This is a genomic window from Arthrobacter sp. AOP36-F1-5 (genome assembly GCF_058137995.1).
In genome coordinates, this window is the sequence record NZ_CM176892.1 from 1,237,793 (window position 1) to 1,257,999 (window position 20,207).

General features: G+C 66.0%; 16 protein-coding genes and 2 tRNA genes. 10 read left to right on the forward strand and 8 right to left on the reverse strand.

Annotated elements, in window-relative coordinates; genetic code table 11:
• Positions 1-28: 28 nt before the first annotated feature.
• Positions 29-1,516, reverse strand: a complete 1,488-nt coding sequence (locus AC3ZI9_RS05705) for a zinc-dependent metalloprotease (protein WP_444554347.1) — start codon at positions 1,514-1,516, stop codon at positions 29-31.
• A 158-nt stretch (positions 1,517-1,674) separates the two neighbouring features.
• On the opposite strand from AC3ZI9_RS05705, the gene AC3ZI9_RS05710 reads away from it, so the two are divergent.
• Both AC3ZI9_RS05710 and AC3ZI9_RS05715 read left to right on the forward strand, forming a co-directional pair.
• Entirely contained in the window at positions 1,675-2,793 is a 1,119-nt protein-coding gene (locus tag AC3ZI9_RS05710; RefSeq protein ID WP_444554348.1) for a YlbL family protein, read from the forward strand.
• A gap of 134 nt (positions 2,794-2,927) precedes the next feature.
• Positions 2,928-5,987, forward strand: a complete 3,060-nt coding sequence (locus tag AC3ZI9_RS05715) for a UPF0182 family membrane protein (RefSeq protein WP_444554349.1) — start codon at positions 2,928-2,930, stop codon at positions 5,985-5,987.
• A 13-nt stretch (positions 5,988-6,000) separates the two neighbouring features.
• On the opposite strand, the gene AC3ZI9_RS05720 is transcribed toward AC3ZI9_RS05715, so the two are convergent.
• Positions 6,001-6,975, reverse strand: coding sequence for an IS481 family transposase (locus AC3ZI9_RS05720; RefSeq protein ID WP_301497610.1), 975 nt, complete (start codon positions 6,973-6,975; stop codon positions 6,001-6,003).
• A 255-nt stretch (positions 6,976-7,230) separates the two neighbouring features.
• Here AC3ZI9_RS05720 and AC3ZI9_RS05725 point away from each other — a divergent pair.
• From AC3ZI9_RS05725 to AC3ZI9_RS05740, 4 genes are all read left to right on the forward strand, one after another.
• A tRNA-Met gene (locus AC3ZI9_RS05725) sits at positions 7,231-7,304 on the forward strand.
• Positions 7,305-7,447: 143 nt separating this feature from the next.
• Positions 7,448-8,383 carry a cytochrome b/b6 domain-containing protein gene (locus AC3ZI9_RS05730; RefSeq protein WP_444554350.1) on the forward strand — a complete coding sequence of 312 codons (936 nt, stop codon included), beginning with the start codon at positions 7,448-7,450 and terminating at the stop codon, positions 8,381-8,383.
• A gap of 61 nt (positions 8,384-8,444) precedes the next feature.
• Positions 8,445-9,581, forward strand: coding sequence for an acyl-CoA dehydrogenase family protein (locus AC3ZI9_RS05735; protein ID WP_444554351.1), 1,137 nt, complete (start codon positions 8,445-8,447; stop codon positions 9,579-9,581).
• Between the two features lie 59 nt (positions 9,582-9,640).
• A tRNA-Met gene (locus tag AC3ZI9_RS05740) sits at positions 9,641-9,714 on the forward strand.
• A gap of 122 nt (positions 9,715-9,836) precedes the next feature.
• Here AC3ZI9_RS05740 and AC3ZI9_RS05745 read toward each other — a convergent pair.
• Together AC3ZI9_RS05745 and AC3ZI9_RS05750 are read right to left on the reverse strand one after the other, a co-directional pair.
• Complete coding sequence (locus AC3ZI9_RS05745; protein WP_444554352.1) at positions 9,837-10,571, reverse strand: PspA/IM30 family protein; 735 nt, start codon at positions 10,569-10,571, stop codon at positions 9,837-9,839.
• Between the two features lie 87 nt (positions 10,572-10,658).
• The gene (locus AC3ZI9_RS05750) at positions 10,659-12,722 is read right to left on the reverse strand and encodes a TPM domain-containing protein (RefSeq protein WP_489923953.1); all 2,064 of its coding nucleotides are present in this window, start codon (positions 12,720-12,722) and stop codon (positions 10,659-10,661) included.
• A gap of 265 nt (positions 12,723-12,987) precedes the next feature.
• Here AC3ZI9_RS05750 and AC3ZI9_RS05755 point away from each other — a divergent pair, with 265 nt between their 5' ends.
• The 4 genes from AC3ZI9_RS05755 to AC3ZI9_RS05770 all read left to right on the forward strand — a co-directional run bounded on the left by AC3ZI9_RS05755 (position 12,988) and on the right by AC3ZI9_RS05770 (position 17,232).
• Positions 12,988-14,466, forward strand: coding sequence for a S1C family serine protease (locus AC3ZI9_RS05755; protein ID WP_444561472.1), 1,479 nt, complete (start codon positions 12,988-12,990; stop codon positions 14,464-14,466).
• A 232-nt stretch (positions 14,467-14,698) separates the two neighbouring features.
• A complete protein-coding gene (locus AC3ZI9_RS05760) occupies positions 14,699-15,517 on the forward strand; it encodes an electron transfer flavoprotein subunit beta/FixA family protein (protein ID WP_444561473.1) in 819 nt (272 codons plus the stop codon).
• Between the two features lie 16 nt (positions 15,518-15,533).
• A complete protein-coding gene (locus tag AC3ZI9_RS05765) occupies positions 15,534-16,475 on the forward strand; it encodes an electron transfer flavoprotein subunit alpha/FixB family protein (RefSeq protein ID WP_444561474.1) in 942 nt (313 codons plus the stop codon).
• Between the two features lie 7 nt (positions 16,476-16,482).
• Positions 16,483-17,232, forward strand: a complete 750-nt coding sequence (locus tag AC3ZI9_RS05770) for a PIG-L deacetylase family protein (protein ID WP_444561475.1) — start codon at positions 16,483-16,485, stop codon at positions 17,230-17,232.
• A 38-nt stretch (positions 17,233-17,270) separates the two neighbouring features.
• Here the strand turns inward: AC3ZI9_RS05770 and AC3ZI9_RS05775 are convergent, their stop codons facing one another.
• The 4 genes from AC3ZI9_RS05775 to AC3ZI9_RS05790 all read right to left on the reverse strand — a co-directional run bounded on the left by AC3ZI9_RS05775 (position 17,271) and on the right by AC3ZI9_RS05790 (position 20,199).
• Entirely contained in the window at positions 17,271-17,822 is a 552-nt protein-coding gene (locus AC3ZI9_RS05775) for an anti-sigma factor (protein ID WP_444554358.1), read from the reverse strand.
• 92 nt (positions 17,823-17,914) lie between these two features.
• Positions 17,915-18,376: a tRNA (cytidine(34)-2'-O)-methyltransferase gene (locus AC3ZI9_RS05780; RefSeq protein ID WP_444554359.1), complete on the reverse strand. Its 462-nt coding sequence runs from the start codon at positions 18,374-18,376 to the stop codon at positions 17,915-17,917.
• A gap of 40 nt (positions 18,377-18,416) precedes the next feature.
• On the reverse strand, positions 18,417-19,340 hold the full coding sequence (locus tag AC3ZI9_RS05785; protein WP_444561476.1) for a J domain-containing protein: 924 nt from the start codon (positions 19,338-19,340) through the stop codon (positions 18,417-18,419).
• 97 nt (positions 19,341-19,437) lie between these two features.
• A complete protein-coding gene (locus AC3ZI9_RS05790; RefSeq protein WP_444561477.1) occupies positions 19,438-20,199 on the reverse strand; it encodes a dihydrofolate reductase family protein in 762 nt (253 codons plus the stop codon).
• Between the last annotated feature and the right edge of the window lie 8 nt (positions 20,200-20,207).

Genomic DNA, 20,207 nt, shown 5'->3' on the forward strand with positions numbered 1-20,207 from the left:
GAGGCGGGGGGATAGCACGGGCTGAAGGTCAGCGGGGCGTCTCGGGGCCCTGCCCGGGGTCCGACCCATCCTCGGGGGAGTCGGGGTCCCCGTCGTCGGAGGAATGATCTTCATCGGAGGCCCCGGGCGTCTGCTCGGGTTCGTCGTAGCCGCCGTCGAGCAACCGGTTCAGGGCCTCATCCATCTCGCCAGCCGAGGCTTCAGCCAGGGCCCGCCGCGAGGAGAATCCCTCGGGATCGTCGAGATCCTCGGCGGCCGGCATCAGATCCGGATGCTGCCAGACGGCGTCCCGACCTTCCATTCCACGCTCATCCTTGAGGATCGACCACAGCGTGGCGGCATCGCGCAGCCGACGTGGACGCAATTCGAGGCCAACCAGGGAGGCGAAGGCCTGCTCGGCGGGCCCGCCGGTGGCCCGGCGCCGCCGGACCGTCTCACGCAGGGCGGGTGCGGAGGGCAGATTGGCTGCCGCCTCGGCCACGACCTCATCGACCCAGCCTTCGATCAAGGCCAATGCCGTTTCGAGCTTGGCCAGTGCCGCCTCCTGGGCCCCGGTGCGCTGGGGCATGAAGAGCCCCTCCGTCACGGCCCCTTGGATGGATTCGGGATTGGACGGGTCGATGTCGCGGATGGCTTCCTCGACCCTGGACATGTCGATGTGGATTCCGCGGGCGTAATCCTCGATGGCTCCTAGCACATGGGCCTGCAACCAGGGGACCCGCTGGAAGAGTCGGGCGTGGGCTGATTCGCGCAACGCGGCAAAGAGCATGACCTCTTGTTCGGGGATGTCCAGACCCTCGCCGAAGGCCGCCACGTTGGTGGGCACCAGGGCCGGCGCATCCGTGGTGAGCGGAATCCCGATATCAGTGGATCCGAGCACGTCCTTGGCCAGGCCGCCGACGGCCGTACCCAGCTGCATGCCGAACATGGCGCCGCCGAGGTTCTGGAACATGCCCTGGGCGGAGCCGAGCATGGACTTCATTTCCTCGGGGACCTGATCGCGCATGGCGGTACTGATCGCCTGCGAAACGCTGATCGCCACGGGTTCGGTGAGTTTCTTCCACCGTGGCAGGGTCTTCTCGACCCACTGGGCCCGCGAATAGGAGGAGAAACCCGAGGCCGAGGCCTCGAAGGTGGTGGCCTGATCGAGCCACAGATCGGCCAGTCGACCCGCTTCGGTGATGGCTGCGGCCCGCGCCGTGGTCACGCTGGGGTCGTCCCCGGAGGCTGCCTGGCGGGCGGTGTCCTGGGCCAGCTTCCAATTCACGGGGCTTCCGTCGCCGGAGGACATGGCACCCATCATGGCCTGCATCTGGGCCATCATCGCCTGCATGGCGGCCGGATCCGAGGGCATGCCCATGGCACCGAACTGCTTCTGCAGATCGGCGGGGTCCATGCCCGGAGGAAGCTGGCCACCGAAAAGGTTGGAGAGCATCTCCGAAAAGGGGTCGTTGCTGCCGGAATCATCCGGGTCGTCAGAGCCGTCTGGGCGGTTGTTCGGGGGGTTCTCAGCCATGCACCCACGGTACCCCCGGACCGTGGACGGCCACGAGGGATGAAACGGCAGGTTCGCTGTCGGCACAGCGAAAACAAGGACTTACCTTGTAGCCTTGGGGGGATCTAATGCGCACCGGCCTGCGGGTCGGCGAAAAGCCGGAAGGAAAGACAACCACGGTGACCCAGCCGCAGGACCCCCAGGAGCGCGCCACCCACGAGCCGGCGCCGGAAAACGAACCGCCCCCCGTCCGCCCGCGCCGGAGCCAGCGGCGGCTGATCACGGCGACCTGCCTGGCCGTCGTGCTCGCGTTCGTGGCGCTGGCCCTGCCCACTCCCTATGTCGTGGAGGCCCCGGGTCCGGCCGTCAACACGTTGGGCAAGGAACACGGCAAACAACTCATCGAGGTCTCCGGACACAAGACCTACCCCACTAGTGGTTCCCTGGACCTGACGACCGTCTACGTCCTGGGCGGGGCGCAGGGGAAGACCTCCTTCTTCAGGGTGCTCCAGGCCTGGGCGGATCCGAGCGAGGACGTCTATCCGGAGGAAGCGCTGTACCCGCGCACCGCCACCAGCGAGCAGATCAGTGACAACAACGCCGCCGAGATGGACGATTCCCAGCAGAGCTCGGTAGCCGCGGCCCTGGGGGACCTGGGGATCGACTACGAACAGGAACTCACGGTGGCCGGGCTGGCCAACACCACGAATAAGGGCCTGCTGCAGACCGACGACGTCCTGCGGCGGATCGACGGCCGCCCCATCACCGATCTGGACATGCTCCGGTCCGCGCTGCAGGATTCCTCCGAGGGGAAACCCCGGTTGGAGATCGAACGGGCCGGCCAGGAAAAAAAGCTCACCGCGAAGACCACGGTCTCCGACGACGGGAAACACCAACTCGGCGTCTACCTGGGCACCCGGTACACCTTCCCCTTTGATGTGAAGTTCACCCTGTCCGATATCGGCGGGCCCAGCGCCGGGATGATGTTCGCCCTGGGAATCATCGATACGCTCACCCCCGAGGATCTCACCGGAGGCAACAACATCGCCGGAACGGGGACCATCGACGCAGACGGGAAGGTGGGCCGCATCGGAGGCATCGCCCAGAAGCTGGTAGGTGCCAGGGGCGGAGGCGCGGATTACTTCCTGGCCCCCGCCGGCAACTGTGGCGATATCGACGGACGCGTGCCGGACGGGCTGACCGTCGTCAAGGTCTCCACCCTCGAACAGGCGCGCCAGTCGGTGGAATCCATCGCCTCTGGAGCCGACCCGGAGACCCTGTCGACCTGTGGTTCGTGAATGTTTCTGCTGTGAAACCCACGCAACACCCCCCGGGGGGTTAGCGAGTTGACCTGACTCAAGGCAGAATGGGCGAGTGTGCTCCTGCCTACTGTGGGTGCGCGGTAGCTCGTACCAACGATGAGGTTCAATAAGTGAGTTTTGGTCCTGACAACCCGTTCGGCCGACGACCCCAGGGTTCCGGCGATGACGAAGGCGGCGGCCAGCAACGCCCCGCGCCCACCAATAAGAAGCCATCGCCGCTGGTGCCCACCATCGTGGCCATCGGCATCCTGGTGGCCGCGTTCATCTTCTTCGCGAATATCTACGCCGACGTCCTCTGGTACAACCAGGTCGGCTACGGGCAGGTGTTCTGGACCGAACTGCTCACCAAGGTGGCCATTTTCGTGGTGGCCTTCCTGATCATGGCCGCAGCCATCCGGGCCAGTCTGCAGATCGCTTTCAAAACCCGTCCGGTGTACGCCCCTGACATGCAGATGCAGGACAACATCTCCCGCTACCAGGCCCAGCTGGAGCCGATCCGCCGCCTGCTGATGTGGGGGATCCCGCTGGTGATCGGCGCCTTCGCCGCCACCGCCCTGGCCTCCCAGTGGCAGACCGTGTTGTTGTACATCAACCGGGTTCCCTACGGGGAAGTGGACCCCCAGTTCAACCTGGACCTCTCCTTCTACATGAACTCGCTGCCCTTCTACGGGCTGCTCGTCGGCTTCCTGATCAGCGTCGTGTTGATCGCCGGCATTGCCGGGCTGCTGACCCACTACCTCTATGGGGGCATCCGCATCCAGGAACGCGGTGGAGTCACCATCTCCCGCTCGGCCCGGCTGCATGTCTCCATCGCCGCCGCCTTGTTCCTGCTGCTCCAGGGCGCCAATTTCTGGCTTGACCGCTACTCCACGCTGGAGGACCAGGGCGGACGCGTCGCCGGCGCGCTGTACACCGATGTGCATGCCGTCATCCCCACCAAGACGATCCTGGTCGTCGCCGCGGTCCTGGTGGCCGTGTTGTTCGTGGTCGGCGCCATCATGGGCCGGTGGAAGCTGCCGCTGATCGGCACGGCCATGCTCGTGGTGACCGCCCTGGTCGCCGGCGGGGTCTACCCGATGCTGGTGCAGCAATTCCAGGTCGTCCCCTCCGAGAAGACGCTCGAACAGCCCTACATCAAGAAGAACATCGAGATGACCCGTCAGGCCTACGGCCTCTCCGACGTGGAGTCGAGCAACTACGATGCCACCATCGACACGGCCAAGAACGCCCTGTCCAAGGACAAGGCCACCACGACGAACATCCGCCTGCTGGACCCCGATCTGGTCTCCGATGCCTTTGCCCAGCTCCAGCAGTTCCGTACGTACTACAAATTCGCCCCGACCCTGAACGTCGACCGCTATGAGGTGGACGGCAAGACGGAGGATACGGTCATCGCCGTCCGCGAGGTCAACGTCGATCCGACCGACAGCTGGGTCAACCAGCACGTGACCTACACCCACGGCTACGGTGCCGTGGCCGCCTACGGCGCCAAGGTCGCGGCCGGTGGGCGCCCCGACTTCATGCTCTCCGGGATCCCGACCACCGGCGTGCTGGCCGACGATTCCACCTACGAGCCCCGGATCTACTTCGGTGAATTCTCTCCGGAATACTCGGTGGTCGGTGGCCCCGACGACTGGACCGCCCGCGAACTGGACCACCCCTCGGACCAGTCCGGAGAGGGCGACGCCAAGACCACGTTCGAAGGAGACGGCGGGCCCATCGTGGGCAATTTGTTCAACCGACTGGTCTACTCGCTGAAGTTCAGCTCCACGGACCTGCTGCTTTCGGACGCCATCAACAACGAATCGCAGATCCTCTACGACCGGTCCCCGAAGGACCGGGTGCAGAAGGTCGCCCCGTATCTGACGACCGACTCGAATACCTACCCGGCCATCGTCGACGGCCGCGTGAAGTGGATCGTGGACGCCTATACGACCAACAGTTCCTTCCCGTACTCCACCGAGCAGCAGCTCGACACCGCCGTGCGCGATTCGCTGACCGGTGAGAACCGGACCGCGACGCTCTCGGGCAAGGTGAACTACATCCGCAACTCCGTCAAGGCCACCGTCGATGCCTATGACGGTTCGGTCGACCTGTATGCCTGGGAGCCCGACGAGCCGCTGCTGAAGGCCTGGCAGAAGGTCTTCCCCACCACGGTGAAGCCGATTTCGGAGATCTCCGGGGACCTGATGAGCCACGTGAGGTACCCGGAGGACCTGTTCAAGGTCCAGCGGACCCTGCTCGGCGACTACCACGTGACCGATCCCGACGACTTCTACGAGTCCAACGACGCCTGGTCGGTCCCCAACGACCCGACCACACCGGACAACCCGGTACCGCAGCCGCCGTACTACCTCTCGCTGCGCATGCCGGACCAGAAGAAGGAGACGTTCTCCCTCACCAGCACGTTCATCCCCAAGACCAGCGCCGGAAGCCAGCAGCGCAACGTGCTCTATGGCTTCCTCTCGGCCGAGGCCGACGCCGGGGACAAGAAGGGGAAGAAGTCCGATGGCTACGGCACGCTGCGGTTGCTCGAACTGCCGCGTTCCACCGTGGTCCCCGGGCCGGGCCAGGCACAGCAGAACTTCGACTCCAACACCACGGTGTCGACCCAGTTGAACCTGCTGCGTTCCGGTGCCTCGAAGGTCATCAACGGCAACCTGCTCTCGCTGCCGGTCGGCGGTGGCGTGCTGTACGTGCAGCCGGTATACGTCCAGTCCACCGGCGAGACGTCCTACCCGACGTTGCGCAAGGTGCTGACCTCCTTCGGCGACAAGGTCGGCTTCGCCGATACCTTGTCCGAATCCCTGGACCAGCTTTTCGAAGGTTCCTCGGGTGCCGAGACGAGTGAGGGCGACGGGAGCAAGAAGCACGACGACGACGAGGGCGGAGCAGGTGCTGAAGAGGCTCCGGCGAACGAGCAGCAGCAGCTCAAGGAAGCGCTGGCGGACGCCAACTCGGCCATCAAGGCTGGCCAGAAGGCCCTGTCCGATGGTGACTTCGCCACGTACGGCAACGAGCAGAAGAAGCTCGGCGACGCACTGGACAAGGCACTGGAGCTCGAAGGGAAGATCTCCGGTGAGCCGGTCGAAACCGATAAGGAGAAGTCCTCGGACAACCCGATCCCGGGTCAGGACGGGTCGGCTCCGGCCAAGGATTCGAAGGGCTAGCTGTACTCGGCCATCAGGTTGGTGACAGGCGGCTGGTCGGGGGTTTGCCTCCGAGTGCGGTGTGGCGTCGGACAGTGTTGTAGACCTCGAGCCATGGGGCAAGGGCAGCGCTACGGTCGGCGTTGGTGGTGAACACCTGGCGGTAGGCCCATTCGGTGGCCAGGGTTCGGTTGAACCGCTCGACCTTGCCGTTCTGCCATGGGCAGTGCGGTTTGATGAACTTGTGCTTCGCGCCCAGATCGCTGATGGCGGTAGCGAAGTCTTCTGAGCGGCGGTACGACCAGTGGTTGTCGGTGATCACCCGCTCGATCTGGGCGATGCCATGGACATCAAAGAACACCGCTGCACGTCGCAAGAACCCCGCACAGGTGGTGCCCTTTTCGTCACCGAGGATCTCGGAGTACGCCAACCGGGAGTGGTCGTCGACCATCGAGTGCACGTAGTCATAGCCGATCCGGGCCTTCTTCTTCGCCGCGGTTGACCCCATCTGGCGGCCATGGGCTTTCCACCCACCGCCGTCAGGGATCTTGCCGATCTTCTTCACATCGACATGGACCAGCTCACCGGGCCGGTCGCGTTCGTAGCGCACCGCTGTGGTCTTCGAGGCCCGGATCACCTCACCGGTCAACGGGTCACACTCGCGTAGATAGGGGACCGCGTGGCGGCGCAGCACCCGCGAGACTGTGCGAGCTGGGATGTTGAGGTCAGCGCCGATCCAGTCCTGGCCGTGTCGTTGCTCGTGGCGCAGCGCCACGATTCTTTCCTCAACCTCGACCGAGGTCTGGCGTGGACTGTGGTGCGGGCGCGAGGACCGATCGAGAAGGCCCGCAGAACCCTCACTACGGAACCGATTGATCCATCGGTGCGCGCACTGACGAGACACACCCTGGGCTCGCGCAGCATGCGCGACTGCCCACCCCTGGACACAGACCCGCTCTACGAGCAATTGCCGGCCACGCAAGTTCAGCCGGGCATTACGGTGGGACATGAAGACCTCCGGACGGTTGGCGACTTAGACATCACCCACCGCACCCGGAGGTCTTCGCTACGTCAAGAGCCCGGGACCGTCACCAACCTCCCGGCCGAGTACAGCTAGCCGCACAGGGCGGGCCTCGGTGGGCCGGTAGTCCGGCCATCGATGACCCGTCCCCGTCGAAGGCGGTGGTGCCACGTAGTGATCTGCGTGACACCACCGCCTTTCGATTTGAGGTTGGGGCCCGAAGATGGGATGCTTTAAGCACGCCGCGGGGTGGAGCAGTTCGGTAGCTCGCCGGGCTCATAACCCGGAGGTCGCAAGTTCAAATCTTGCCCCCGCAACGGAGAAAAGGTCCCGGTCGATGGAAACATCGGCCGGGACCTTTTGTGTGCCCGGAAACTCGAAAAAAGCTTTGACCTCCTACTAAATGGTTGCAAGACCTAGTATCATCGAGTCCAGCAAACCGCGCCGAGAGGAACAATTGGTGAATCAGCAAACCCGCACACCATCTGCTGTGACCGGAAGCCGTTGGGGACGCTTCGGCATCTATGCAGGAGGTGCCGTCGTCATCCTGGCGCTGGTCGTCCTGGGTGCCAGGTGGTTGACCGGCACCGCACCGGTCTCGGAATTCATGACCACCTACCCCGGGCAGGTTCCGCTGCCCGCCGTGGCCCCGGTAGGGCTGCCGGCATGGTTGGGGTGGCAGCACTTCCTCAACGCCTTCTTCATCGTCCTGCTGGTGCTCACCGGGTGGAGGGTGCGGACCACGCAACGGCCCGCAGCCCACTGGGTGCGCAACAACAAGGGGCTGATCAAGACCAAGAAGGCGCCCAAGCGCATCAGCCTTGACCTCTGGATGCACCTGAGCCTCGACGTGTTGTGGGTCCTGAACGGGACCATCTTCATCGTCCTGCTCTTCTCCACCGGCCAATGGCGGCGCATCGTCCCGACCAGTTGGGACATCATCCCCAATGCCGTTTCGGCCGGCCTGCAATACGTGTCGCTGAACTGGCCGCTGGATGACGGCTGGGTGAACTACAACAGCCTGCAACTGCTGACCTACTTCCTGACCGTCTTCGTGGCGGCCCCGTTGGCCATCATCACCGGTCTGCGGATGTCCTCGATATGGCCGACGAAGGCGAAGAGGCTCAACCGCCTCTACCCGATCGAAGCGGCCCGCGCGTTGCACTTCCCAGTCATGCTCTACTTCGTGCTCTTCGTGGTCGTGCACGTGACCCTGGTGCTCAGCACCGGGGCCTTGCGCAACCTGAACCACATGTTCGCCGCGCGGGACGACGGAGGCTGGCTCGGATTCATCTTCTTCGCCATCTCATTGGTCGTCATCGTCGGTGCGGCATTGCTGGCACGACCCATCTTCGTCGGCCCGATTGCCTCACTGATGGGCAAAGTGAGCCGCTGACCACCCGTCCGGTCGAAAGTGCCGGACGTCCCCATCTGGCCCCCGGGCCGAAAGGACACACATGTTCGAGCTCAACGACGAGCAACAGGCCATGGTCGACATGGTGCGCGATTTCGCGACGGAGCAGATCGCCCCGTTCGCCGACACCTGGGACCAGGAACACCATTTCCCGGTCGACGTGCTGCGTCAGGCCGGAGACCTGGGCATGGGGGCCATCTATGCCGACGAAGAGTACGGCGGCTCGGGACTGACCCGCAGTGATGCGGTGCTGATCTTCGAGGAACTGGCCCGGGCCTGCCCGACGATCTCCGCCTACATCTCCATCCACAACATGGTGGCGTGGATGATCGACCGGTTCGGCACCGCCGAGCAGCGGGCCGCGTGGATCCCCGGGATGGCGACCATGGAGGAGCTGGGCAGCTACTGCCTCACCGAGCCCGGAGCGGGCTCCGACGCCGCGGCCCTGACCACCCGGGCCGTGCGTGAGGGGGACGAGTACGTCCTGAACGGAGTCAAGCAGTTCATTTCCGGTGCCGGGGCCTCGACCTACTACCTGGTGATGGCCCGCACTGCGGATACCGGTAGCCGGGGGATCTCGGCGATCGTGGTCCCCGCAGGGACCGAAGGGCTGGGGTTCGGCGGCCTGGAGAAGAAGATGGGCTGGAATGCCCAACCCACCCGCCAGGTCATCTTCAACAACGTCCGGGTCCCGGTGGCCAATCGCCTCGGCGAGGAGGGCGACGGATTCGGCATTGCGATGAAGGGCCTGAACGGGGGCCGGCTGAACATCGGCGCCTGCTCCTTGGGCGGGGGACAGGCCGCGTTGGAGAAGTCCGTCGCCTACCTCAAGGAACGGCAGGCCTTCGGCGGACCGCTGATCAAACAGCAGGCGCTGCTATTCGAACTGGCCGACATGGAAACGAAGATCTTCACGGCCAGGACCCTGTTGTGGCGGGCCGCGGCGGCCCTGGATGAAGGTGCCGACGACGCGCTGAAACTCTGTGCCATGGCCAAGCGCGTGGCCACCGATGCCGGTTTCGAAACCGCTAACGCCGCCATCCAGCTCCATGGCGGATACGGATACCTGAGTGAATATGGTTTGGAGAAAATCGCCCGTGACTTGCGGGTTCACCAGATCCTCGAGGGGAGTAACGAGATCATGCGCCTGATCATCGGCCGGATGATCGCCCAGGAATAGGGGATCGGACACCTCGATTTTGGGCGGTATCCACTTTCGTGTAGAGTCATATCTCGCAGCGCGGGGTGGAGCAGTTCGGTAGCTCGCCGGGCTCATAACCCGGAGGTCGCAAGTTCAAATCTTGCCCCCGCAACGAGATGAAGAACCCCGATTCGGCATGACGCCGGATCGGGGTTCTTTTCGTGTCCCCGGTCGTCCGTGACCGACCGGTCACGGACCACCGGGTGGAGCGGGAGGTGCCGGGCTTCGTGGTCCCTAGCCCAGCTCGGGCGTCGGGCTGCCTCCGGCCTTCAGGGCCGCCAGGCGGGCCTCCACCTCGGTCTGCTCGCCGAGGTCCTCGAGGGACTCGAACTGGGCGTCGAGGCTGGAGGCCGAAAGCTCTGCGGCGCCCTGGACGCGGGCTTCCTCGCGCCTGACCTTCTCCTCGAAACGCGAGACCTCGCTGTTGGGGTCCATGATGTCGATGCTCTTCAGGGCATCCTGGACCTGGGACTGCGCCTGCGTGGACTTGGCCCGTGCGACGAGCGAATCCCGTTTGGCCACCAATTCCTGACGTTTGGTGTTCATGGCGTTCAAGCCGCTTTTGAGCTTCTCGACGATCTCCTCCTGCGAGGCGATAGTCGGCTCGACGGATTTGGCTTCGTCCTCGGACTGCATCTGACGCTGGATGGCGACCTTGGCCAGATTGTCGAACTTCTTGGCGTTCTCGTCCTTGCCGGCGGCCCGGAACTCATCGGCCTTCCGCGATGCGGCGAGGGCCTTGTTGCCCCAGTCGCGGGCATTCTCCTGGTCTTCCTGATGGTCCTGTTGGAGCATGCGCAGGTTGCCGATGGTCTGCGCGACCGCCGTTTCCGCCTCGGCGATGTTGTTGGTGTAGTCGCGCACCATCTGGTCCAACATCTTCTGCGGGTCCTCGGCCGAATCGATCATGGAGTTGATGTTGGCCTTGGCCAGTTGGGCGATGCGCCCAAAGATTGACTGCTTGATCACGATGTCACCTTCCACTGGGGTTTAACTGGTCTGGTCCTGCAACCGGCGGCCGAACCGCCGGAATCCTCTGGGAGCCCGGGCGGCGGCTCAGAAATTGCCGCCCCCGCCTCCACCGCCGAAGCCGCCTCCGCCGAAGCCGCCTCCACCTCCGCCGCCGCCGAAGCCACCGAATCCGCCGCCTCCGAACATGCCGTCGCCGCCTCTGCCGCGCCCGCCGCCCCCGCGGAGGATCGAATCGATGAGGATGCCGCCGAGGATGGCTCCGCCCATGCCGTTCCCGCGGCCGTAGCCGCCCCGGCCGCCGCCGAAACCGCCGCCGAAGCCATCGACGTCGGACTCGGCCTGCCGAGCCGCCTGATCCGCGAGCGAGGCGGCCTGCTGGGCGCTTTGCAGCGCCTTGACGGGGTCTTGTTCGGTGAGTTGGAGTGCTTCGTTGAAATACCGTTGGGCTTCGGCCAGCCGGGTCCTGGCCGTGGCGCCGACGCCACCGCGACGGGCCCGGATGAAGTCGTCGGTGCCGTCGATCTTTCCCCGGGCGGTCTGCAGGGCGGACTGCAATGAAGCCGCAGCCCGTCGGGTTTGTTCCCGGCGGTCCCGGATCGCACCCAGCGGGCCGTCGAGGCCTTCCCGGGCGCGGGCCAGTCGGGACAGCAGGTCGCCGGGATCCACGCGTCCCTGGTGACGGGCTTCCTCGATCCGGCCGATGGTTTCCTGCAGGACGGCAGCAGGCGCCGCCAGCTCCTGGTGCTGGCCCGCATCGACCAGCGATTGGGCCTGCGTGAGGTCCTGGTGCGCCTCGGCCAGTTGGGATTCCACGTCCTCGCTCGCCTGGCCCAGGCTGGTCCCGGTCTTGCCGATGGCTGCGATGAGCACCCGGGTCTGGTCCACGGCTTCCTCCCCGGCGCGGATCGCGACGGCTGCCTCGGCCTCGGAGGAGTCTGAGGAGGACTCGGCAGCGGTCTTCAGGGAGTCCTCGATGAAATCAATGAGTTCGTCGGCCTGTTCGACGTTGTCCCTGACCTGGAGCAGCGCCGAATCCGCATACCGCTGGGCCAACCCCGTCAACGAGGACTTCGCCGTCTGCAGATCCGTGCGCAGCACCTCCAGGTGGCTCCTCAGGGACGCGGTGGCCTGGGGTAGCTTGCGTTCGAGCTCACGCAGGGAGGCAAAGTCCTCACGGTGCTCCTCGAGCGAGTCGTTGACCGCTTCGCACCGGTGGATGATGGTGCCCAGCCACTGACGCTGATCGGCTTCGGAATCGGGGATGGAATCGTCGAGCTGCTGCTGGAGTTTGAAGGATTCGCCCAGATGTTCCTTGGCTTTGGCCAGATCCGCCGCGAATGGCTTGATGGCTTCCTCGCCGAACTCGGCCAGGGCGAAATTCAATTCCTGCTCGCTGGAACGGATGGCGTCGTCCGCGGCGATCAGGAGTGGGCCGGCCTGGTGCCGGAGCTCCTCGATGCTCAACGACGCCAGCGGGTCCTGTGGTGCCGTGTCTGCCGAGCGGGGGCGACGGGATTCCCGGAGGGATTTCTTCCGGCGTCCCAGGACCCAGAGGGTTCCGCCGCCGACCACGATGACCCCGCCGATGATCCACGGCGCGGCCGAGCCGCCGGAGGACGCGGAGGCGCCGTTCCCGGACGCACCCTGGAGTTCGCCGGAGGCGGCGGCTTCGATGCCGGTGACGGCATTCTCGGCCGCGGAGGCCCAGTCGTCGGCCGTGAGCGTGTTCGAGCGCAGGTCCGGGGTGATGTACTCGGTCACGATGTCCGCATCATGGGCGGCGATTTCTCCGTTGTCGCTGGACTTCAAGCGAAGCTGCCGCGCGTCGGTGGCAATGGCCAGCACGCTGTCCGTGGTGCCCAGGCCCTTCTTCCGGGCCACGTCCTGGACCCAGGCATCCATGTCCGAAGGGTCGGAGAACTCGTCGACGTAGATGACGTAGAGGTTCAGCCCCTCGCTGTCCTGCAACTGGGTGACCGCCTGGTCGACCCGGGATGCTTCCGAACCCAGGACCCCGGCGTCGTCCACCACGTATTGGCCCGGGGGGATCGTCACCGGCGGTTCGGCGGACGCTGGTCCCGCCAAGAGCAGCATGGACAGCAACGCGAATCCGGCGGCCGCCGGAACGCGTCTGGAAATGGATCGCATGGATCACCCTTCGACGTCGGTGACGGCTGGCCAGCACCGCTGGGGGCACACGCCGGAAGGCTGCTCCCGGCGCACGATGGCCTTCGACCGTCGTCTTTGAGTCTATTGGTATGATTTGGGGCCGTCCACAGCGACGCGGCGGCGATGGCCGGCTCACGGGAACCCGTCCGTGTTCTCACAGGTTTCGCTCAGGTAAAGCTTCTCCAGGACACAGCGCACGTTGTCATAGTTGGAGTCAAGGAACTCCCAGAAAGGACACCACGTCATGAGCGAGGAACGGAACACCTTCTCCCAAGGATCGACAGGCGAACCGGAGGATGGATCCGGGACGTCCACTGGCGGCCCCGTGGTCCCGCCTCGCCCGCAGACCCCGCCCCAGGCCCCGGCGGAACCGACCACGGAACAGTACCGCTCCGTCACCGGTGAACCCCGGACCGGGACCTTCCCGGCCGGCGGCAGCCCCGGGGCGACGCCCCCTCCGACCGGTGGCGGCCACTTCCCTCCGGGAGCGGCCTTCTCCCCGGCCCCGCGCCGCCAACCCAAGCGTTTCGGGACCGCCACGCTGATTTCCGGCATGGTCATCGCCGCCCTCATCGGCGGGGGCAGTGCGGTGGGCGCCAACTATCTGATGGACGGCTCCGAGCAGCCCACGGCCAGTTCCTCGCAGAAGAGCGATGCCGTGGTCATCAACAACCCGGAGAACGTCACGGCAGTCAGCGCCGCGGCCGCCAAGGCCTCGCCCAGCGTCGTGACCATCGAAGTCGATGGTCAGAAGCAGGGAGGCTCCGGTTCGGGCATCATCCTCGATACCGACGGCCACATCCTGACCAATACGCATGTGGTCACCCTCGGGGGGACCGTCTCGGATCCGAAGATCACCGTGCGCACCAGTGACGGACAGGTCCACCAGGCCACCGTCGTCGGTACCGATCCCATGTCGGATCTCGCGGTGATCAAGATCGAGGCCGATGGCCTGCAGCCGGCCAAGCTCGGGGACTCCTCGAAGCTGAACGTCGGTGATTCGGCGATCGCCATCGGTGCCCCTCTGGGCTTGAGCGGTACCGTCACCGACGGGATCATCTCCACACTGAACCGCACGATCAGCGTCGCCTCCTCGGCGGTGCCCGATAGTTCGGCACAGAAGGACTCCTCCGATGAAGGCAACCAGTTCAACTTTGAATTCCCCGGGGAGAAGCAACAGCAGCAAAGCGCGGGCAGCGGGTCGATCTACGTCAATGTCATCCAGACCGATGCCGCCATCAACCACGGCAATTCAGGCGGGGCCCTGGTGAACACCAAAGGTGAAATCGTCGGCGTGAACGTCGCGATCGCCTCAGCCGGCGGTTCCGGGAGCACCGGGGGCGATGACAGCGGTTCGATCGGTGTCGGATTCGCCATCCCGATGGACTACGCCCACCGGATCGCCAACGACATCATCGAGGACGGCAGCGCCACCCATGGTCTGCTCGGGGTCACGGTCAAGGCCAAGCAGGCCGACTCGGGAACCCAGTTCAGTGTCGGGGCCGAAGTCCAGGAGGTCACCTCGGGCTCGCCCGCCGACAAGGCAGGGATGAAATCCGGGGACGTCATCACCAAGGTCGGAGAACGCCAGATTTCCGATAGCCAGTCGTTGACGGCAGCCATCCGTGAATACGCCAAGGGCAGCGAGGCGAAGATCACCTTCGCCCGTGGCGACGGCGAGAAGACGGTCGAGGCCACCGTGGGCGCCCTGCCCGCCGACTAGCCGGAAACCACGCCGAACCAACTGCCGCTTGGGGCCCCGACAAGGGCCGCAGGCGGCAGTTGTCGATGGGGGCCGGTTACGCTGGTCTCCGGACCGCGGTGTCACCTGCTGGCGGCACGGTCCCTGTGACGTTAGTCTTTGTTAATACCCATTAACTGGAATTCGCGGGTTGTTCCCGTGAAATCGACGGTACCGGTCGCCTACGGCCGGACGAGTCAAGTGAAAGGCAATCATGAGCGTGACAAGCGGGGCACCCCTGAAGGTGCTCGTCCTGGTCAAGCACGTCCCGGACGCGCAGTTCGACCGCCACCTGACCGGTTCCGACCATGTCATCGACCGGTCCGAGAGCATCCTGTCCGAATTGGATGAATATGCGGTCGAAGCGGCATTGCAGTTGGTGGAGGCGCGCGGAGGAGCCAAGGCCGGCCATACCGTCACCGCGCTGACGATGGGGCCGGAGCGTGCCTCGGCCGCGGTGAAGAAGTCCCTGCAGATGGGTGCCACGGACGGGGTGCACATCAACGATCCGGCCCTGGCCGGCTCTGATGCCGCAGCCACCTCGCTGGTCCTGGCCTCGGCCGTGAACCATCTGGGCGGATTCGATGTCATCATCACCGGCATGGCCTCCACCGACGGCGAGACCTCCCTGGTCCCGGCGCAGCTGGCCGAACGCCTTTCGCTGCCGCAGCTGACGATGGTCTCCTCGCTGGAACTGGGGGAGGACGGCGTGCTCACGGCCCGGCGCGATTCGGACACGACCTCCAAGACCCTGCAGGCCGCGACCCCGGCCCTGGTGTCGGTCACCGACCAGGGGGAGGAAGCGCGCTACCCGAACTTCAAGGGCATCATGGGCGCCAAGAAGAAGAAGACCGTCGCACTGTCCCTGTCGGATCTCGGGCTGGAGGCCTCGCAGGTCGGCGCCGCCGGATCGTGGACCAGGATCGAGGACGCGAGCCCGCGTCCGCCGCGGGAAGCCGGAACGGTTGTCACCGACTCCGGCAACGCCGGTGTGGAACTGGTCGACTTCCTGGCAGACAAGAAACTTCTTTAGGAGCTGAGGCGAACAGATGGCTAATATTCTGGTTTTCATCGACACCCCCACGGCACAGCCGGGCAAGGCCCAGCGCGAACTGCTCACCCTGGGCCACCGGCTCGGCGAGCCCGTGGTCGCCCTCGGCTCACCGGCTGCAGACGAAACCGTCGCCGCCTACGCAAACCTGGGGGCCACGGCCCTCTACGCCCCGGCGGGGGCGCTGGCCGGCACCCTGATCGCCGGGGAAGCAGCTTTCGTGGCCGAGGCGGCCCGCGCCTGCTCGGCCGGAGCCGTGCTCCTGCCCAACTCGGCGGATGGCAAGGAAATCGCCGCCCGGGTGGGCATCAAGCTCTCCGCCGGTGTCATCACCGATGCGGTGGATGTCACCGCCGACCTGACGGTGACCAAATCGGTGCTGGCCGGCGGGTACACCGTCAACGCCCGGGCCGTCCAGGGCACCCCGGTCATCACGGTCAAACCCAATAGCGTCGAGCCGACCGACGCAGCAGCGACGAGCCCGGAGGTCACGACCCTGGAGGTCGCCGATGCCGGCCCCGCCGCACGGGTCACCGAAACCGTCGAGAAGGCGGTCTCGGCCCGGCCGGAACTCCAGGATGCCCGCATCGTGGTTTCCGGTGGACGAGGCCTGGACGGGGACTTCACCCCGGTCGAACAGTTGGCCGATGCCCTCGGCGCCGCAGTCGGTGCCTCCCGCGCGGCCACGGATGCCGGATGGATCGAGCACTCCTACCAGGTCGGTCAGACCGGTAAGACGATCTCCCCGCAGCTCTACATCTGTGCCGGGATCTCCGGTGCCATCCAGCACAAGGCAGGGATGCAGACCTCGCAGGTCATCGTGGCGATCAACAGCGACGAGGACGCCCCGATCTTCGAGATCGCGGACTTCGGCATCGTGGGCGATGCCCGTAGCGTCCTGCCGCAGGCCGCCGCCGAGATCCAGCGTCGGAAGGGCTGAAGGAACCGTGTTCGACCCGCGACGTGAGACCGTCCGCCGGGTCTTATGCTTCGGCGCGCATCCGGATGACCTCGATTTCGGGGCGTCCGGATCCGTCGCGGCCTGGACCACCTCCGGCGTCGAGGTCCACTATTGCATCATGACCGACGGCGACGCCGGAGGCTTCGATCCTGCCCACCGCGCGGAAATCGTCTCCATGCGCCATGCCGAGCAACGCGCAGCGGCGCGCAGCGTCGGCGTCTATGACGTGCACTTTCTGGGCGAATCCGATGGGTTCCTCGAACCCTCGTTCGCAGTACAGCGCAAGATCGTGGAGATCACGCGGAAGGTACGCCCCGATATCGTGCTGGCCCAACATCCCGAACGGGATTTCACGCGCCTGCAGCGTTCCCACCCCGACCACCTGGCCTGCGGGGAAGCGGTGACCCGTGCCGTGTACCCGGCGGTGGAGAACCCCTATGCCTTCCCGGAACTGCAGGACGCCGGGCTTCAGGCTTTCAAACTGCGATGGCTGTGGCTCTACGGGGGACCCGAAGCCCGGGAAAACCATGTAGTGGACATCACCGACACCTTCGAAACGAAGCTCCAGGCCTTGCGGGCCCATTTGAGCCAGCATCCCGACGTGTCGAAGATGGAGCGGTTCGTACGGGCCAACGGGGAGTCGTTGGCCGAACGCCACGGGCTCGAGCAAGGACGGATCGCCGAGGGGTTCCACGTCGTGGAGGTCAACGCGGCCGATACCATCGCCGGATTCTGAGCCCCGCGGCCACCTGAAGAGGCCGCGGGCCCGCCGGATCAGTGCGGCAGGTCGATCTCGAGGACCTTGGTATCGCTGGGCTCGTTGGAACCATCGACCGGTTCCGTGGTGACCAGGACGGATTCGATGTCATCGAGGGATTTGAAACCCACCGTGTCCTTGGTGTCCTTGGGGTCCAGGACCTCCACGGAACTGACCGTTCCGCCGCCGACGGACTCGACCCACACCTGGTAGGTCTGCTGGTCGGGGGCTCCGGGCAGGTCGCTCAGTTCCAACGAACCGGCATCAAGGGACTCCGAAAGGCGCAGCACGGCCTGACCTCCACCGGTGACCCCGGCCGACGTCTCGGTGACATCCGGGGCATCGGCGACCTCGCCGGCGACGTTGCGTGGCATCAGGGCAAGCACCAGGGCGGTGATGCCGATGACGACCACCAGCGCGGCGCCGACCACGAGCATCCATTTCTTCACCGGGGCCGACCGGCGTCGTACCGTTTCCTGCGAGGCATCGTCGACCAGGCCCAGACCCAGATCATCCGTGGCGTCTTCGGGCGTCCCGTAACGGAAATCCTCGGGCTCTTCGTGGTGCATGATCCTCATCCCTGGATGGTCTGGCGTTTTCTCCCCTCCCAGCTTAGGGCAGGTGGGGTCGGGGACCGATAGGGCGAGGCCGGCAGGGCGCGTCAGGCCCCGGCGAAGCCTTGTTGGCGCCACGCCTCGTAGACGACGATCGATGCCGAGTTGGCCAGGTTCAGCGAACGCCTCGAAGCCAGCATGGGCAGGCGGACCCGGGCCTCGAGGCGGGGATCGGTCTTGATCTCCGGGGAGAGCCCCACCGATTCGCGGCCGAACATCAACACGTCGGAGGGCCGGTACCCGATATCGGTGTACGTCGTTTCCCCTTCGGCCGTGAAGGCGAAGATCCGGCCGGGAGCCAACGCCTGCCAGGCGGAGTCGAGATCGGGGTGGATATGGACGTCGGCGAGATCGTGGTAGTCCAGGCCCGCCCGACGGAGCTTGGCATCGGAGAGATCGAAGCCCAAGGGCTCGACCAGATGCAGTTCGGCGCCGGTGACGGCGGCCAATCGGATGGCATTGCCGGTATTGCCGGGGATCTCGGGGGTCACGAAGAGTATGCGGAACACCGTTAGATCCTATGCCTGGTCGGGGGTCCCTGCGTGCAGGTCAGTACATTCCGCCGATCAACCGGGACAGGAGCGGGACATCGACGACATTCGGGCTGGGGCCGGTGCCCAGGAACATCTTCAATTCACGCACCAGGTTCGCGGCGTTGACCACATGGGTCAGCGAGGCGGAGGCCGGGTCGGCGCCGCGGGCATAGTCGATGACCGGTTCGTGGAGGTTGTCATCGGGGGAATGGACCACCGTCCAGCCGGTGACGTTCAACTCCGGGAAGGCCTCCTGCATCCCGCGGACCAGGGAGGCCATCCGCGGGGGATCGATGGCCTTGCCCCCCTGGTGCAACGTCGTTCCGTCCCAGCGGTAGACCCCGCGGGGCAACACCATGGAATTGACCAGCGCCAACCGGTATCCGCACAGCACGACATGGTCGATGAATCCACGGCCCGCCGGTGAATGCAGGCCGTTGACCAGCCGGGCCGCAGGAACGTGGGGCAGGATCCGGCCCGAGAGCAACCTGACGGTCCCGGCCTCGCGGGCCAACCGTGATTGCGGGGTGAACAGACCGCGCTTCCGGGGAGCCCCATGGATCTGCCGGGAGGCGACGGTCTCGGTGAGCACCGGGGTCGGGGTGCTGGAGAACGCCGGGACATAGCGCACGGAGTCGGTGGCGGTCGGTCGACGCCCACCGGCCGGCTCGGTCCTGGGGGTGCTCCGTGCGGCCGCCCGGGCGTCGGAGGCCGGGGCCTGGTAGGCGGAGGAGGTGCCGTAGCTGCGGTCATAGGCGGCCCGCGAGACCGGGTCCCGCAAGGTCTGGTAGGCCAGCGAGACGACCCGGAACGCCGCCGCGTCTCCGCCCTGGTCGGGGTGGGTGGTGCGGGCCGCCCGACGGTAGGCGGTCTTCACTTCGGCCAATGAGGCATCACGGGTGATGCCCAGGACCTCGTAATGGGTTCTTGCCGGGGACACGCCTGACCTTTCCGTGGGCGCCGAAGGGCTGCCTGATGGGTGTATCTGTTGTGCCGAACGAACGGCACCGGGAGCTGGTTCCGGATGAACCAGCGTGTTACTCGGAGTCGTGGGCCGGGGCCCTGCGGTATTCGGTGAACAACGCGCCGGCTTCCTCGAGCAGCAGGGCCAGCCTGACCGGCTGGTTCCCGGAGGTGGGCCCGGTGGCGATGCGCTGGCCTTCCCCGCCGGCCAGCACCGGGGAGACGGTCAGGCAGAGGCTATCCACCGCGTCGGCCCGCTGGAACGAGGCGAACAGGGTCGGCCCGCCCTCGGCATGGACCATCCGGTGCCCGCGCCCGCCCAACCCGGCCAGGACCTGCCGCGGGTCGACGTCGTCCGCTCCTGCGGTGATGACCTCCGCCACCCGGGAGATCGCCTCCCGGCGGGCCGGATCCGCGGGACCGGTCGTGAAGACGAGCACGGGGACCGGGGCGGAGGTGAAGAAATCGGATTCCGGATCCAGGGCCAGGGATCCGGAGACGACGGCGATGGCCGGATGGGAGGGCAGGCCGCGGTCGCGACGCCAGGCCTGGGCCTCGGCGTCGAGGAGCTTACCGGCGTAGCCCTCGGCACGAATCGTTCCGGCACCGACCAGGATCACGTCGGCATGGCGGCGCTGCAGGGCGAAGAGGCGCTGGTCGGCGTCGGTTCCCAGCCCGCCGGAGGTGCCGCCGGTGGTGGCCGCCCCGTCGGCGGAAGCCACGAAGTTGAAGCGCACCAGGGCGCGGTCCTGCGGAGCATAGAGCTCCAGGAGCTGCTCATCGGTCAGATCGGGGGAGCCGTCATCGCGGCGCGGTGGAATCAGTTGCTGGACCATGGGACCAA

Coding starts and splice junctions, on each gene's coding strand:
- AC3ZI9_RS05705 (WP_444554347.1), bottom strand. CDS start 1,516: ATGGCTGAGAACCCCCCGAACAACCGCCCAGACGGCTCTGACGACCCG.
- AC3ZI9_RS05720 (WP_301497610.1), bottom strand. CDS start 6,975: ATGTCCCACCGTAATGCCCGGCTGAACTTGCGTGGCCGGCAATTGCTC.
- AC3ZI9_RS05735 (WP_444554351.1), top strand. CDS start 8,445: ATGTTCGAGCTCAACGACGAGCAACAGGCCATGGTCGACATGGTGCGC.
- AC3ZI9_RS05750 (WP_489923953.1), bottom strand. CDS start 12,722: ATGCGATCCATTTCCAGACGCGTTCCGGCGGCCGCCGGATTCGCGTTG.
- AC3ZI9_RS05755 (WP_444561472.1), top strand. CDS start 12,988: ATGAGCGAGGAACGGAACACCTTCTCCCAAGGATCGACAGGCGAACCG.
- AC3ZI9_RS05760 (WP_444561473.1), top strand. CDS start 14,699: ATGAGCGTGACAAGCGGGGCACCCCTGAAGGTGCTCGTCCTGGTCAAG.
- AC3ZI9_RS05765 (WP_444561474.1), top strand. CDS start 15,534: ATGGCTAATATTCTGGTTTTCATCGACACCCCCACGGCACAGCCGGGC.
- AC3ZI9_RS05775 (WP_444554358.1), bottom strand. CDS start 17,822: ATGCACCACGAAGAGCCCGAGGATTTCCGTTACGGGACGCCCGAAGAC.
- AC3ZI9_RS05790 (WP_444561477.1), bottom strand. CDS start 20,199: ATGGTCCAGCAACTGATTCCACCGCGCCGCGATGACGGCTCCCCCGAT.